General features: G+C 58.0%; 15 protein-coding genes and 4 tRNA genes. 6 read left to right on the top strand and 13 right to left on the bottom strand.

The window, feature by feature from the left end; all coding sequences use genetic code 11:
• Nucleotides 1-41 precede the first annotated feature (41 nt).
• From clpP to ACWKV5_RS19960, 6 genes are all read right to left on the bottom strand, one after another.
• Complete coding sequence (gene clpP, locus ACWKV5_RS19985; protein WP_027926070.1) at nt 42-677, bottom strand: ATP-dependent Clp endopeptidase proteolytic subunit ClpP; 636 nt, start codon at nt 675-677, stop codon at nt 42-44.
• Between the two features lie 93 nt (nt 678-770).
• Entirely contained in the window at nt 771-2081 is a 1311-nt protein-coding gene (tig, locus tag ACWKV5_RS19980) for a trigger factor (RefSeq protein WP_483842693.1), read from the bottom strand.
• A gap of 393 nt (nt 2082-2474) precedes the next feature.
• A tRNA-His gene (locus tag ACWKV5_RS19975) sits at nt 2475-2550 on the bottom strand.
• Between the two features lie 76 nt (nt 2551-2626).
• Nucleotides 2627-2711 (bottom strand) — tRNA-Leu (locus tag ACWKV5_RS19970).
• A 57-nt stretch (nt 2712-2768) separates the two neighbouring features.
• Nucleotides 2769-2844, bottom strand: a tRNA-His gene (locus ACWKV5_RS19965).
• A gap of 33 nt (nt 2845-2877) precedes the next feature.
• Nucleotides 2878-2954 (bottom strand) — tRNA-Arg (locus ACWKV5_RS19960).
• A 274-nt stretch (nt 2955-3228) separates the two neighbouring features.
• Here ACWKV5_RS19960 and folD point away from each other — a divergent pair.
• Nucleotides 3229-4083 carry a bifunctional methylenetetrahydrofolate dehydrogenase/methenyltetrahydrofolate cyclohydrolase FolD gene (folD, locus tag ACWKV5_RS19955; RefSeq protein WP_027925381.1) on the top strand — a complete coding sequence of 285 codons (855 nt, stop codon included), beginning with the start codon at nt 3229-3231 and terminating at the stop codon, nt 4081-4083.
• Nucleotides 4084-4320: 237 nt separating this feature from the next.
• The gene (gene pbpG / locus ACWKV5_RS19950; protein ID WP_483842692.1) at nt 4321-5259 is read left to right on the top strand and encodes a D-alanyl-D-alanine endopeptidase; all 939 of its coding nucleotides are present in this window, start codon (nt 4321-4323) and stop codon (nt 5257-5259) included.
• 55 nt (nt 5260-5314) lie between these two features.
• On the opposite strand, the gene ACWKV5_RS19945 is transcribed toward pbpG, so the two are convergent.
• The 3 genes from ACWKV5_RS19945 to ACWKV5_RS19935 all read right to left on the bottom strand — a co-directional run bounded on the left by ACWKV5_RS19945 (nt 5315) and on the right by ACWKV5_RS19935 (nt 6521).
• Complete coding sequence (locus tag ACWKV5_RS19945) at nt 5315-5530, bottom strand: hypothetical protein (protein ID WP_483842691.1); 216 nt, start codon at nt 5528-5530, stop codon at nt 5315-5317.
• Between the two features lie 17 nt (nt 5531-5547).
• Nucleotides 5548-5754 (bottom strand): DUF6021 family protein, encoded by a 207-nt coding sequence (locus tag ACWKV5_RS19940; protein ID WP_483842690.1) that lies wholly within the window; start codon nt 5752-5754, stop codon nt 5548-5550.
• A 95-nt stretch (nt 5755-5849) separates the two neighbouring features.
• Nucleotides 5850-6521: a cysteine peptidase family C39 domain-containing protein gene (locus tag ACWKV5_RS19935; protein WP_483842689.1), complete on the bottom strand. Its 672-nt coding sequence runs from the start codon at nt 6519-6521 to the stop codon at nt 5850-5852.
• Between the two features lie 222 nt (nt 6522-6743).
• Here ACWKV5_RS19935 and ACWKV5_RS19930 point away from each other — a divergent pair, with 222 nt between their 5' ends.
• Nucleotides 6744-6914: a hypothetical protein gene (locus ACWKV5_RS19930; protein WP_483842688.1), complete on the top strand. Its 171-nt coding sequence runs from the start codon at nt 6744-6746 to the stop codon at nt 6912-6914.
• A 75-nt stretch (nt 6915-6989) separates the two neighbouring features.
• Here ACWKV5_RS19930 and ACWKV5_RS19925 read toward each other — a convergent pair whose 3' ends face one another.
• Nucleotides 6990-7739, bottom strand: a complete 750-nt coding sequence (locus tag ACWKV5_RS19925) for a TerC family protein (protein ID WP_140667851.1) — start codon at nt 7737-7739, stop codon at nt 6990-6992.
• Between the two features lie 26 nt (nt 7740-7765).
• Nucleotides 7766-8008 carry a hypothetical protein gene (locus ACWKV5_RS19920; protein ID WP_140667852.1) on the bottom strand — a complete coding sequence of 81 codons (243 nt, stop codon included), beginning with the start codon at nt 8006-8008 and terminating at the stop codon, nt 7766-7768.
• A 135-nt stretch (nt 8009-8143) separates the two neighbouring features.
• Here ACWKV5_RS19920 and nhaR point away from each other — a divergent pair, with 135 nt between their 5' ends.
• The gene (nhaR, locus tag ACWKV5_RS19915) at nt 8144-9043 is read left to right on the top strand and encodes a transcriptional activator NhaR (RefSeq protein ID WP_483842687.1); all 900 of its coding nucleotides are present in this window, start codon (nt 8144-8146) and stop codon (nt 9041-9043) included.
• A gap of 3 nt (nt 9044-9046) precedes the next feature.
• On the opposite strand, the gene ACWKV5_RS19910 is transcribed toward nhaR, so the two are convergent.
• Entirely contained in the window at nt 9047-10201 is a 1155-nt protein-coding gene (locus ACWKV5_RS19910; protein WP_027925389.1) for an MFS transporter, read from the bottom strand.
• A 378-nt stretch (nt 10202-10579) separates the two neighbouring features.
• Here ACWKV5_RS19910 and sstT point away from each other — a divergent pair, with 378 nt between their 5' ends.
• Nucleotides 10580-11812, top strand: coding sequence for a serine/threonine transporter SstT (sstT, locus tag ACWKV5_RS19905; protein ID WP_483842686.1), 1233 nt, complete (start codon nt 10580-10582; stop codon nt 11810-11812).
• A 195-nt stretch (nt 11813-12007) separates the two neighbouring features.
• Here sstT and ACWKV5_RS19900 read toward each other — a convergent pair whose 3' ends face one another.
• The gene (locus ACWKV5_RS19900; RefSeq protein ID WP_027925391.1) at nt 12008-12517 is read right to left on the bottom strand and encodes a DUF1993 domain-containing protein; all 510 of its coding nucleotides are present in this window, start codon (nt 12515-12517) and stop codon (nt 12008-12010) included.
• Nucleotides 12518-12745: 228 nt separating this feature from the next.
• Between ACWKV5_RS19900 and ACWKV5_RS19895 the strand changes: the two genes are divergently transcribed.
• Nucleotides 12746-13393, top strand: a complete 648-nt coding sequence (locus tag ACWKV5_RS19895) for a YceH family protein (RefSeq protein ID WP_483842685.1) — start codon at nt 12746-12748, stop codon at nt 13391-13393.
• Nucleotides 13394-13437 lie beyond the last annotated feature (44 nt).

The raw sequence follows: 13437 nt of genomic DNA, 5'->3' as shown, positions 1-13437 counted from the left end.
TGATCGGACCCGCCGACCAACCTTATTTTGAGCTGCTTATTTTAAGCGGGGCGCTGGCTGATCACTTCATCGATCAACCCGTAATCACGCGCAGCTTCTGCACTCATGAAATTATCGCGGTTGGTGTCACGCTCGATTTCTTCAAGAGTGCGCCCGCTGTGCTTGGCCATCAGCGTGTTCAGACGCTCACGAATGAAGAGGATTTCCTTGGCATGGATTTCGATATCCGAAGCCTGGCCCTGGAAACCGCCCAGTGGCTGGTGAATCATCACACGTGAGTTCGGCAGGCAGTAACGCTTGCCCTGCGCACCGGCGGTGAGCAGGAACGCGCCCATGCTGCACGCTTGACCGATACAGGTGGTCGACACGTTTGGCTTGATGAACTGCATGGTGTCGTAGATCGACATGCCCGCAGTCACCGAACCGCCCGGCGAGTTGATGTAGAGATGGATGTCCTTGTCCGGGTTTTCCGCTTCAAGGAACAGCAATTGCGCACAGATCAGGTTGGCCATGTAGTCCTCTACCGGACCAACCAGAAAGATCACTCGTTCCTTGAGAAGGCGCGAGTAGATGTCATAGGCGCGCTCGCCACGAGCAGACTGCTCGACAACCATCGGGACCAGGCCGCCTGCGGCCTGGATATCAGAGTTCTGCTGAATATACGAATTACGGAACATGCTCTGCAGTCACTCCCAAATAGTTATGTCTTGAATACGCATAAGCCAGCACGAAGGCTGGCTTATGGTGTGTGCTTCTTACCGCAAAAACGATCAGTCGGCTTGTGGAGCTTCTACCGGCTTGACTGCTTCTTCGTAAGAGACCGATTTGTCGGTCACGCTAGCTTTCTGCAGAACAGTATCCACAACTTGTTCTTCCAGCACAACCGAACGAACTTCGTTCAGTTGCTGGTCGTTCTTGTAGTACCAAGACACAACCTGCTCAGGCTCTTGGTAGGCCGAGGCCATTTCCTGAATCATTTCGCGAACGCGAGTTTCGTCAGGCTTGAGGTCGAATTGCTTGACCACTTCAGCCACGATCAGACCCAGTACAACGCGGCGCTTGGCTTGTTCTTCGAACAGCTCGGCCGGCAGTTGGTCAGGCTTGATGTTGCCACCGAACTGCTGAACAGCCTGCACGCGCAGACGGTCAACTTCGTTGGACAGCAGAGCCTTAGGCACTTCGATCGGGTTGGTGGCCAGCAGACCGTCCATTACCTGATTCTTGACCTTGGATTTGATCGCCTGACGCAGTTCGCGCTCCATGTTCTTGCGAACTTCGGTGCGGAAGCCTTCAATGCCAGTTTCCTTGATGCCGAATTGAGCGAAGAATTCTTCGTTCAGCTCTGGCAGTTTTGGCTCGGAAACAGTGTTCACGGTGACGGTGAACTCGGCAGTCTTGCCGGCCAGGTCGAGGTTCTGGTAGTCCTCTGGGAAAGTCAGGTTCAGAACACGCTCTTCGCCGGCTTTAGCGCCAACCAGACCGTCTTCGAAGCCAGGGATCATGCGGCCGGAACCCAGCACCAGCTGAGTACCCTTGGCGGAACCGCCAGCGAACACTTCACCGTCAACCTTGCCGACGAAATCGATGTTCAGCTGGTCTTCGTTCTGGGCAGCGCGATCGGCCACTTCGAAACGGGTGTTCTGCTTGCGCAGGATGTCCAGCATTTTGTCCAGATCGGCATCAGCCACGTCAGCGCTCAGGCGCTCTACGGTGATACCGTCGAAACCGGCAACGGTGAACTCAGGGAACACTTCGAAAATAGCGACGTATTCCAGGTCCTTGCCCGCTTCGATCGACTTAGGCTCGATCGAAGGTGCGCCAGCCGGGTTCAGCTTTTGCTCAACAACAGCTTCGTAGAAAGAAGACTGGATTACATCGCCCACGGCTTCTTGACGCGCATCAGCACCGAAACGGCGCTTGATTTCGCTCATTGGCACTTTGCCTGGACGGAAGCCAGCAATCTTGGCCTTTTGGGCGGTCTGCTGCAGACGCTTGTTGACCTGAGTCTCGATGCGCTCAGCCGGCACGGTGATGCTCATGCGGCGCTCAAGAGCAGAAGTATTTTCAACAGAAACTTGCATGGATATTCCTCGTTGCACAGACGTTAGCCGGCCGTTTCCGACCCCAGAATCAAGGGCATGCATTCTAGTGGGTCAAACTCAAGAAGTCACCCTACTGAAAACGGGTAAAAACGCAGCAGGCAATTTATAGGAGCGAATGCACGAATACACCTCGCTCCAATGGCAAACACAACCGATCACGCCAGGGCCCTGCGCCAACCCTTCTATATATAGAAGAGGTTGCCAATCATCTCCCTGACAGCCGATCTTGCGAACAAGGCCGGCGGGCAGCGCGGCATCATCGAGCAACAAATACGACGAAACGCCCTGCCCCTGCGACCCAGAACCTGCAGTCGCTGAACCCGCCAAAACAAAAAAGGCGCCAGACTGTTAAATCTGGCGCCTTTCGAAATATGGGGTGGACGAAGGGGATCGAACCCTCGACAACGGGAGTCACAATCCCGTGCTCTACCAACTGAGCTACGCCCACCATATTGCGTGACAAAGAAGTAAACAACTTCCCTGCTGACCCCAACCAAGCCAATCGGCATGAGTGAAGCTTTATTTGGTGCGGATGAAGAGACTCGAACTCTTACGCCTCGCGGCGCTGGAACCTAAATCCAGTGTGTCTACCAATTCCACCACATCCGCGGGTTGAAGCTGTTAAAGCAAAGGCGCCAGACTGTTAATCTGGCGCCTTTCGAAATATGGGGTGGACGAAGGGGATCGAACCCTCGACAACGGGAGTCACAATCCCGTGCTCTACCAACTGAGCTACGCCCACCATATTGCGCTACTTGTGCCAAAGCTGCCTAAATGGCGCACCCGGCAGGACTCGAACCTGCGACCATCCGCTTAGAAGGCGGATGCTCTATCCAGCTGAGCTACGGGCGCCTTGTAATTTGTACTCTTGGAGGACTACAAACTAAGTGCTTTCCAGTCTTGCGAAACCGCAGTCACGCTTGACCTTCTTAACCAGTGCTAGGCTGTGCCCGACAAGTGCGACGAATAGTATAGAGCCCCCTGAGGGTCGTCAAATCCTTTTTAAAAAAAATTCATTTAATTAAAGGAGTTAGGGGAATTTGCAGACCAAGCGCCTTTGCCCTCACCTCATGACATGCGAGAATGCGTTCTCTTTTTTTCCCCTCTCGATGGTTAATCACGCGCAATGACTGCACAACTAATCGACGGCAAATCGATCGCCGCCAGCCTGCGCCAGCAGATCGCCAAACGAGTTGCCGAACGTCGCGAGCAAGGCTTGCGTACACCCGGCCTCGCGGTGATCCTGGTCGGCAGCGATCCCGCCTCTCAGGTTTATGTCTCGCACAAGCGTAAAGACTGTGAAGAGGTCGGCTTTATCTCCCAAGCCTATGACCTGCCTTCCGAAACCACTCAAGAAGCGCTGACCGACCTGATCGATCGTCTGAACGACGACCCGGCAATCGACGGCGTTCTGCTTCAGCTCCCTCTACCTGAACATCTGGACGCCTCCAAATTGCTGGAGCGCATTCGTCCGGACAAAGACGTCGACGGTTTCCATCCTTATAACGTCGGTCGTCTGGCCCAGCGTATTCCGCTGCTGCGCCCCTGCACCCCTAAAGGCATCATGACCCTGCTGGAAAGCACCGGTGCCGATCTTTACGGGATGGATGCAGTAATTGTCGGGGCGTCCAACATTGTCGGCCGTCCGATGGCGATGGAATTGTTGCTGGCCGGTTGCACCGTGACCGTCACCCACCGTTTCACCAAGGACCTGGCCGGCCATGTCGGCCGTGCCGATCTGGTGGTGGTGGCCGCTGGCAAACCAGGCCTGGTCAAGGGCGAGTGGATCAAGGAAGGCGCGATCGTGATCGACGTCGGGATCAACCGCCAGGAAGACGGCAAACTGGTCGGCGACGTGATTTATGAAACCGCCCTGCCCCGCGCTGGCTGGATCACTCCGGTCCCGGGCGGCGTTGGCCCGATGACCCGTGCCTGCCTGCTGGAAAACACGCTGTACGCCGCAGAAACCCTGCACAGCTGAGTTTCACAGCAGACGTAAAGAGCGATTCAAAAGACCCCGCCCCATGGCGGGGTTCTTTTTGCCCGAAGAAAAAGCCCTGCCACCCGCCTGAAAATGACATTTTTTTCATGTTTCACAGGACTTTCGCCTGTTACTTGAACAACCATCGACAGTTATTCAGCCATACTCCAGAATGTCGCGCTTTTACGAAATAGCCCGTTACAAAACGGCGTATCAACACATAATGAGTCTGCCAGCGTGAAAATCCGTCATTCCATCCTGAGCCTATTTTTTGCAGTTACAGGGACTTTCATCACGCCAATCGCCAGCGCTGGCGATACCACCGCTGCGCCTCGAGACGCGCAACATCTCAAACTTGCGTCGGGCAGCTCGTTAGTCATGGATATGCAGACCAACAAAATCATCTACGCCAGCAATCCTGACGTGGTGGTGCCGATTGCGTCTGTCAGCAAACTGATGACCGGCCTGGTCATTGTTGAAGCCCGTCAGAACATGGACGAGTACATCAACATCAACATCAGCGACACCCCGGAAATGAAGGGTGTGTTCTCCCGAGTCAAACTCAACAGCGAAATGCCCCGCAAGGAAATGCTGCTGATTGCCCTGATGTCTTCGGAAAACCGCGCAGCCGCGAGCCTCGCCCACCACTATCCGGGCGGCTATGCGGCATTCATCGCTGCGATGAACGCCAAGGCCAAGGCGCTGGGCATGGTTAACACCCACTTCGTCGAGCCGACCGGCCTGTCCCCACGTAACGTGTCCACCGCCCGCGACTTGAGCAAACTGCTGGTGGCTGCACACAAGTACCCGCTGCTGACCGAGCTGAGTACCACCAAGGAAAAAACCGTGTCGTTCCGTAAACCCAACTACAGCCTGGGTTTCCGCAATACCGACCATTTGGTGCGCAAACCGGACTGGGACATCCAGCTGACGAAAACCGGCTTCACCAACGAAGCGGGCCACTGCCTGGTGCTGGTGACGAGCATGGGTAATCGCCAGGTTGCGCTGGTCATCCTTGACGCTTATGGCAAGTACACCCACTTTGCCGACGCCACCCGTATCCGCAACTGGGTCGAAACCGGCAAGGGCGCAGAAGTGCCATCCGTTGCCTTGCAGTACAAATCGGACAAGAACCTCAAACACCGTCAGAGCGGTGTGGTTGAAGCCTCGAAATAAATAGCGCTGACAAAAAAGCCCCGGACAGTCGGGGCTTTTTTTCGTCTGGTGTTCGTCAGTCGTTGGGCAGCGGCATCTGATCGTCATCCGGAATGCCATCCCCTTTGCTCGGATCTCTCCAACCGTGTGGATGTTCTGTCGGCACCACCACCGGCCGGGCCAGAGGATCGCGCAGCGGGCTGTCCGGATCCATCACCGGGTCGATATCTTCTTCCGGCGTGGTAGGGACGCTGTCCGGACGTTTATCGTCGAAACTCGAATCGGTAGACATAGGCACCTCATCAGGGCTCAGGGTTTCAGGTCGGCGAGAGGGTCGTAAGGCTTCGCTGGCGCCTTGGGGTTGTCGCCCGGCTTCACGTCCCTGGGCGCCTTGGCGGGACCGATGGGGTCGACCTGGGGATCGGCGAGGTCCGGCGAATCGGGATCGAAACCCAACTCATCATCCGAAGAGTGCTCAGACGAATGCGGGCCGACAGGGGTAGTGGAATGTGCCATGGGCGCCTCCTTGGATGTGGCCCGGACAAATCCGGGCCCTTCACCTTAGAGAGCCGGCAAACGCAGCAGTGCCCTGCAGAATGACGAACGGACGCCTACTGCGTGGTCAGGGCCTTCTTGGCCCGCGCCGCCGCTTGTTCCTGACCAGCCTGCCCCAGATCATTCGCTGCCTTGAGCCAACGCTGCTGGTCGACGTTGACCGGGATCTGGTTCGGCTTCTGGATCAGCACGGCCCAGCCACCCGCGTCCTTGAACGACGACTCAAACGAACTGAAGCTCATCATGTCCCGATGATTCATACCTGCGCGAAGCAACACCGTCTGCTTCTTGCGGTTGTACCCGGCGAGAATGGCGTAGCGCGGCTCAGCCCAGAGCGCGGTGCCCTCAGTGAAGCGCACCATCACCGGATAGCCGGCGGCAACCTGAGTCAGCAGTGCGGGCAACGTGCTGTCGAGGGGATACACCACCATCCCGTATTCGCGGGCCAGGTTCTGCATGTTCTGCTGCAACTGGTCCTCGGCGCCCGGCAAATGCAGCGGTTTTTCCAGCAAACCCGGGGTAATGACTATGCCCTGCTGGGCCAACAGGCTGGCCAGCACTTGCGGTCCGCTTTGAAAGGCTTGCCCGCGATAAAACGTCCCGCTGAGTTCCACCCGCTCCGGCAGACGCTTGATCTCAGGCGCAACGCTCCCGGCGCACCCCGCCAACCCGGCCACACAGCCCACAATCAGCGCCACCATGCGAATTCGAGAAAATACCCGCTCCATCTTCACTCTCTTGTTCAGACGCCGGGCAACAGGTTCCCGGCCAGGCTGTCGATCATAGGATGCCGCGCGACGGCGGTATAGCCTTAACCGGCAGTTGCGTGCATTCGATAGAGCGAACTGGTTAGTGACAGGCGACCTTTGGTCAATTGTCTGACACACAGCACCGACTAGACTGTCAGTTGCATAGCGTGTGTGCCCGATGCAGGGCAAAGAGGAGGCACGATGAGCCTGACAATGACGATCGTGATGTTGATTTCCGGCTGGCTGGCCGTTGCCGCCGCCATGTTGTGGGGAGTCCTGCGCATTACCCGGCGGCACCATCACCACCCGATTCAATCAACACCACAGGAAACCAACGAAAAGTCCGATGCCCGTCACGCCACCGTGCACTGAGTGGCATTTTTCGTCTTCAAAAAAAAGGCCGCCTGAACACTTTCGTATTCAGGCGGCCTTTTCATTTAGAGCCGATCAAGCATCAGCAGTGATGCGCTTCTGTTTGGCTCGACGCGACATCATGTTCAAGCACTCGATCGTTGCCGAGAATGCCATGGCCGCGTAGACGTAGCCTTTCGGTACGTGAGCGCCGAAGCCTTCGGCGATCAGCGTCATGCCGATCATGATCAGGAAGCCCAGCGCCAGCATCACCACCGTCGGGTTGTCGTTGATGAACTTGGCCAACGGATCAGCCGCCAGCAACATCACCAGTACCGACACCACCACCGCAATGATCATGATCGGCAAATGCTCGGTCATGCCGACCGCGGTGATGATGCTGTCGATGGAAAACACCATGTCCAGCATCAGGATCTGACCGATTGCAGCGGCAAAGCCCAGGGTCACGGTCGACGTCGCCGACTTCGGATCTTCCGGTGCCGGGTCCATGCTGTGATGGATCTCGGTGGTGGCTTTCCACAACAGGAACAGGCCGCCGGCAATCAGGATCATGTCCTTCCAGGAGAACGCGTGGCCGAGGATTTCGATCACAGGCGCCGTCAACTGGACGATAAACGCGATGGTGCTCAGCAGACCCAGACGCAGGATCAGCGCCATGCCGATACCGATGCGGCGGGCTTTCTGCCGATGTTGCTCGGGCAGTTTATTGGTCAGGATCGAGATGAAGATCAGGTTATCGATGCCGAGCACGATCTCCATGACAATCAACGTGGCCAGGGCGACCCAGGCGGTAGGGCTTGCAGCAAGTTCTAAAAGGTATTCCATGGGTCAGTCCTGACTCGTATTAGACGTTAGATTTCCTGGGACGAAGCTTCGGTTTTTTCTTTGTCTTCGCCCGCTGATTCTTTCTTGCTGATCAGGCCGCCGGTGGCGTCGCTGAGCGCTTGTTCGGCGGCTTTGTGCGTATCGTCGATGGCCTGCTTGGCGCTTTCAGCGGCCTTGCCCATCAGTTGCTGGGCGCTTTTTTCGGCCTGGTCGCAACCGGCCAGTACCAGTAAAGACGCGAACAGCACAGCCGTGGTGGTGATCTTCATGATGCTTCCCTCGTTAGAACAAACGGCACCCAAACGATGGCCCGTTGATAGCGATGCATTCTAGGGAGGCAGACACTTCAGGAAAATTCGTATTTTTAGCGGTTATACTTCGATTTTTACGAACTGTAGACCGTCATGCTCAACTATCGGCAATTGCATTACTTCTGGGTGGTGGCCAAGACCGGCAGCATCGTGCGCGCCTGCGAGCAGCTAAACCTGACACCGCAGACCATCAGCGGGCAGATTTCCCTGCTTGAGCAAACCTACGGCATCGAATTGTTTCGACGGGTGGGCCGGCAACTGGAACTCACCGAAGCAGGCCGTCAGGCCCTGCCTTACGCCGAGCAGATGTTTCAGCTGGGTGGCGAACTCGAATTGATGTTGCGAGCACAGCCCAACGAGCAGCAGATTCAGTTCCGGGTCGGCGTGGCGGACGTCGTGCCCAAGTCCATCGTGTATCGGCTGATCGCGCCGACCATGGAGTTGAGCGAGCCACTGCGCATCACTTGCCGCGAAGACAAACTCGAACGTTTGCTTGCCGATCTGGCGATCCAGCGCCTGGACATGGTGATTTCCGACAGTCCGATGCCCTCGCACCTGGATATCAAGGGCTATAGCCAGAAACTCGGGGAATGCGGGATCAGCTTCTTTGCCACGACGGAACTGGCCGCGCAGTACGGCCAGGATTTCCCGCGCAGCCTGCACGGCGCACCGCTGTTGATTCCGGGGCCGGAAACCGTGGTGCGTAACCGGTTGCAGCGCTGGTTCGCCGAGCAGCAGATCCAGCCGCGCATTGTCGGCGAGTTCGATGACAGCGCGTTGATGCAGGCGTTTGGTCAGTCCGGCAGCGGGATCTTCATCGGCCCGAGCGTGATTGCCGATGAAGTGAAACGCCAATATGGCGTGGAGGTGATTGGCCAGACCGACGCCGTGACCGAGTCGTTCTACGCCATTTCAGTGGAACGCAAGGTCAAGCACCCCGGCATTGTCGCCATTACCGAAGGGGCCCGACGCGAGCTGTTCACCGAACTGTAAACCTCAGGCGCAGATTTCACGCGGCTTGAAGGTCATCAGCGCAATCGCCAGCAGGATCGAGGCAAGGATAAACGCGGCGGCCGCGAACCCAAGGCCTTGCAGACCGAAATTGTCGATCACCCGACCGCCGACCATCGCACCCAGGCCGATGCCGAGGTTGGCCCCGGCAATGTTCAGCGACGCGGCGAATGCCGGCGCTTCAGGCGCCGCTTTCATCAGGCGCACATGGCTGACCAGGAACAACGCCGCCTGCGTCACGCCCCAGATGCCCATCGCCGCCGCCAGTCCGAGGGGCGAATGAATATTCGGCACCAGCGCCACCAGGCCGGCAATCATGAATGCACAGAACATCACTGAAGCAATCAGCGGATGACGGTCCACCGCGCGACCACCCAGCGAGTTACCGATCAGCCCGACTGCGCCGAAGCCCATCAGGCACCAGCCGACCACCGTGCCGTTGAAACCGGCGAGGCGCTCAAGGATGTCCGCCAGGTAGGTATAAGCGGTAAACATGCCGCTGAAGACCACAATCGACAGCAGCACATGGCCGATCATCAACGGGCTGCGCAGGATCTTGAATTGCGAACGGAAACTCACCTGATGCTGGTGCAGGTTGGTTTTGGGCAGGTAGATAAACAGCAGCAAGGCCTTGGCAAAGGCGATGACCGCCAGAATGCCAAATGCGCTGCGCCAGCCGAATGCATCGGAAATCAGCGTGCCCACCGGAATGCCGAACACCGTGGCGCAGACAATGCCGAAACCAATCTTGGCGATGGCCCGCCCGGCGTAGTCCGGCCCGACAATGTCCACCGCCGTCTCGCTGGCCAGCGCCCAGAACACCGGCAAGCCGAGTGCGGGAATCAACCGGGCGAAGGCCATCACCCAGATGTTCGGCGCAAACGCCGCGAGGGTATTGGCCAGACCGAACATGATCAGCACCGAGATGAACAGCTTGCGGCGTTCAAACCGGGCGAAGTACGCGGTCAGGAACGGCCCGAAGGCGGCGACGGTGAAGGCGAACAAGGTCACCAGCAAACCCGCTTGCGGGATGCTGACTTCAAGGTCGCGGGCGATGGCCGGCAACAGGCCGACGATGACGAATTCCGTGGTCAGCACCGTGAAACCGGCGGCAGACAACAGAAGAATGGGCAACAGCATGCACAACTCCAGAAAACGACGACACCAGCGAATAGCCCGAAGGCCCACTGGCAGACTTGAAAATGAGGATGGCGAATCTTAACAGAGTGTGTCCAAACCGGGTTGCACGAACCTGCATATCTGGTTGATTGCGCGGGTGGCAGATCGTCACAGGTCTGAAGGATCGATCCTGCGCTGTGATAAAGTCCGCGCCCTGAAAAACGTACACCCTGTTAAGCCGAGACACTAAACCTGTGGCGAGGGACAAGCTCCCTCGCCACAGGTAATCAGCGCGTTACACCCTGTGTTTCCTTTCCGGTTTCCCGCCTGCGGCCTGCCCTGTATGTTGCCGCACACCTGCGAAACCCTGCTCCTATAAAAAATCAGAGATGCTGTTTTATGACTGCTTCATCCCCTTCTCTATTGCAACGCCTTAAACGCACCAGCCTGGTCACGCAAATCATCATCGGCCTGATCGCCGGCATTGCCCTGGCCCTGTTTGCGCCTGAAGTGGCGAAGTCCACTGCGTTTATCGGCAAGGTGTTTGTCTCGGCGCTGAAAGCCGTCGCGCCTATTCTGGTGTTCGTGCTGGTCATGGCGTCGATCGCCAACCATAAGCACGGCCAGGAAACCCATATCCGGCCGATTCTGTTCCTGTATTTGCTCGGCACGTTCGCGGCGGCGGTGGTCGCAGTCGTGGCCAGCATGATGTTCCCATCCAGTCTCGTGCTCTCCACCCACGACGTTGCGGTCACCGCACCGGGCGGTATCGGCGAAGTGTTGCAAAGCCTGCTGCTGAGCGTGGTCGATAACCCGGTCAGCGCGCTGATGAACGCCAACTTCATCGGCATCCTCGCCTGGGCCATCGGCATGGGCGTCGCCATCCGCCATGCTGGCGACACCACCCGTGAAGTGCTGGGCGACTTGTCCAACGGCGTGACCGTGATCGTGCGCCTGGTGATCCGTTTTGCCCCGCTGGGGATTTTCGGCCTGGTGGCCTCGACCCTCGCCACCTCCGGTTTCGGCGCCTTGATCGGCTACGCGCATTTGCTGGCCGTGCTGCTCGGCTGCATGCTCTTCGTGGCGCTGGTGATGAACCCGATCATCGTGTTCTGGAAACTGCGCCGCAACCCGTATCCGCTGGTGCTGATGTGCCTGCGCGAGAGCGGCATCACCGCCTTCTTTACCCGCAGCTCGGCAGCGAACATTCCGGTCAATCTGGAATTGAGCAAGCGCCTGGGCCTGCACGAAGACACCTACTCGGTATCGATCCCGCTGGGAGCGACCATCAACATGGCCGGCGCGGCGATCACCATCACCGTGCTGACCCTGGCGGCGGTGCATACCTTGGGTATCGCCGTGGACATTCCGACCGCGATCCTGTTGAGCGTCGTTGCGGCGATTTGCGCGTGTGGCGCGTCGGGTGTGGCAGGTGGTTCGTTGTTGCTGATTCCGCTGGCGTGCAGCCTGTTCGGCATCCCGAGCGAGATTGCCATGCAGGTGGTCGCGGTTGGTTTCATCATCGGCGTGTTGCAGGACTCGGCGGAGACGGCGCTGAACTCGTCCACTGATGTGCTGTTCACGGCGGCGGCTTGCCTGGGTGAAGAGCGCAAAGCTGAACGCCTGGCCTGATCAAGATCGCAAAACCTGTGGGAGCGAGCCTGCTCGCGAAGAGGCCGCCAGCCACAACAAAACCGTTGACTGACACACCGCTTTCGCGAGCAGGCTCGCTCCCACAGGGGTGTGTGGTGTTGGTGAGGAATGCGTACTTATGAAAAAGCCCCCGCAACCAATGGCTGCGGGGGCTTTTTTGTGTACCCGGGCGGTTTAGAACGCGCCCATGTAATCGCGCTTGCCCACTTCCACGCCGTTGTGACGCAGCAATGCGTAAGCAGTGGTCACGTGGAAGAAGAACTGCGGCAAACCGTAGCTCAGCAGGTAAGCCTGGCCACTGAAGCGCTTCTCTTTAGGAGTGCCCGGACGGGTCACGATCTCGATGCCTTCCTTGCCGTTGATCTGCTCCGGCTTGATCTCGGCGATGTAGGCCAGAACCTTGGTCAGCAGCGCTTGCAGCTCGGCGAAAGTGGTTTCGGTGTCTTCGTACTTCGGCACTTCAACTTCAGCCAGACGCGAAGAAACGCCTTTGGCGAAATCAACGGCGATCTGCACCTGACGCACCAGCGGGAACATGTCCGGGAACAGACGGGCTTGCAGGAACGCGTTCGGGTCGATGTTCTTGGCGGTGGCGTGGGCTTCGGCCTTGTTCAGCACATCGCTGAGAGCGGTGAGCATTTGCTTGAAAACAGGGACGGAGGCGTCGTACAGGGAAATGGTCATGGCAGTCTCGTGTGGTAACAGGAGGGGAAACGTCGGCCGATTATAGCCATGCCCGCCCCTCCCGGGAGGGGTCTTTTTGCGCTGCAGTGCACCTTCGCCGCTGGAACGGCTGAAGTCATCACCATCATCGTCCCCCAGCGACACGACGAATTCTGTTGCCATTGGCGCCCGCCAATCTAAAGTGCATCCACGCACGTGATAAACATGAATCAGGTAAGGATGCAGACCATGAGCACTGAGCAAGAGACGACCTTCGACGAGCCACGGCTCAACAGCACGGAAATCCGCATTTTGGGCTCGCTGATCGAGAAACAGGCCACCAGCCCGGAAACGTATCCGCTGACCCTCAATGCTCTGGTGATCGCCTGCAACCAGAAAACCAGCCGCGAACCGGTGATGAACCTGACCCAGGGCCAGGTCGGCCAGAGCCTGCGGGCGCTGGAAGGACGTGGCTTCACCAAACTGGTGATGGGCAGCCGCGCGGATCGCTGGGAGCACAAGGTCGACAAGGCGCTGGAACTGGTGCCGGCGCAGGTGATTCTGACGGGGTTGTTGTTCTTGCGCGGTCCGCAGACGGTCAATGAACTGCTGACCCGCAGCGGGCGCATGCATGAATTTGAAGACACCGAACAAGTGGTGCATCAACTGGAGCGGCTGATTGCCCGGGGATTGGCGTTATTGATCCCGAAGCAGGCCGGACAGCGGGAAGACCGCTACATGCATGCGCTGGGTGACCCGGCGGATATCGAGGTAATTCTGGCGGCGCGGCAGAACACGGTGGAACGTGGGGCTTCCGGGGGGGTGTCCGTAGAACGGATCGAAGAGCTCGAAGCGCGAATCACCGCACTGGAAGAACGCCTGGCCCGCCTCGAATAGTCAGTCCACACAAATCGATGTGGGAGCGAGCCTGCTCGCGAATA

This window comes from Pseudomonas oplopanacis (assembly GCF_057128725.1).
The sequence above is the reverse complement of the archived record's forward strand: the minus strand, read 5'-3'. Positions and strand labels throughout refer to the sequence as shown.

Bases quoted from the DNA above. Each gene is read 5' to 3' on its own strand.
- clpP (WP_027926070.1), bottom strand. From the start codon at position 677: ATGTTCCGTAATTCGTATATTCAGCAGAACTCTGATATCCAGGCCGCA.
- tig (WP_483842693.1), bottom strand. From the start codon at position 2,081: ATGCAAGTTTCTGTTGAAAATACTTCTGCTCTTGAGCGCCGCATGAGC.
- folD (WP_027925381.1), top strand. From the start codon at position 3,229: ATGACTGCACAACTAATCGACGGCAAATCGATCGCCGCCAGCCTGCGC.
- ACWKV5_RS19945 (WP_483842691.1), bottom strand. From the start codon at position 5,530: ATGTCTACCGATTCGAGTTTCGACGATAAACGTCCGGACAGCGTCCCT.
- ACWKV5_RS19940 (WP_483842690.1), bottom strand. From the start codon at position 5,754: ATGGCACATTCCACTACCCCTGTCGGCCCGCATTCGTCTGAGCACTCT.
- ACWKV5_RS19935 (WP_483842689.1), bottom strand. From the start codon at position 6,521: ATGGAGCGGGTATTTTCTCGAATTCGCATGGTGGCGCTGATTGTGGGC.
- ACWKV5_RS19930 (WP_483842688.1), top strand. From the start codon at position 6,744: ATGAGCCTGACAATGACGATCGTGATGTTGATTTCCGGCTGGCTGGCC.
- ACWKV5_RS19925 (WP_140667851.1), bottom strand. From the start codon at position 7,739: ATGGAATACCTTTTAGAACTTGCTGCAAGCCCTACCGCCTGGGTCGCC.
- ACWKV5_RS19920 (WP_140667852.1), bottom strand. From the start codon at position 8,008: ATGAAGATCACCACCACGGCTGTGCTGTTCGCGTCTTTACTGGTACTG.
- nhaR (WP_483842687.1), top strand. From the start codon at position 8,144: ATGCTCAACTATCGGCAATTGCATTACTTCTGGGTGGTGGCCAAGACC.
- ACWKV5_RS19910 (WP_027925389.1), bottom strand. From the start codon at position 10,201: ATGCTGTTGCCCATTCTTCTGTTGTCTGCCGCCGGTTTCACGGTGCTG.
- sstT (WP_483842686.1), top strand. From the start codon at position 10,580: ATGACTGCTTCATCCCCTTCTCTATTGCAACGCCTTAAACGCACCAGC.
- ACWKV5_RS19900 (WP_027925391.1), bottom strand. From the start codon at position 12,517: ATGACCATTTCCCTGTACGACGCCTCCGTCCCTGTTTTCAAGCAAATG.
- ACWKV5_RS19895 (WP_483842685.1), top strand. From the start codon at position 12,746: ATGAGCACTGAGCAAGAGACGACCTTCGACGAGCCACGGCTCAACAGC.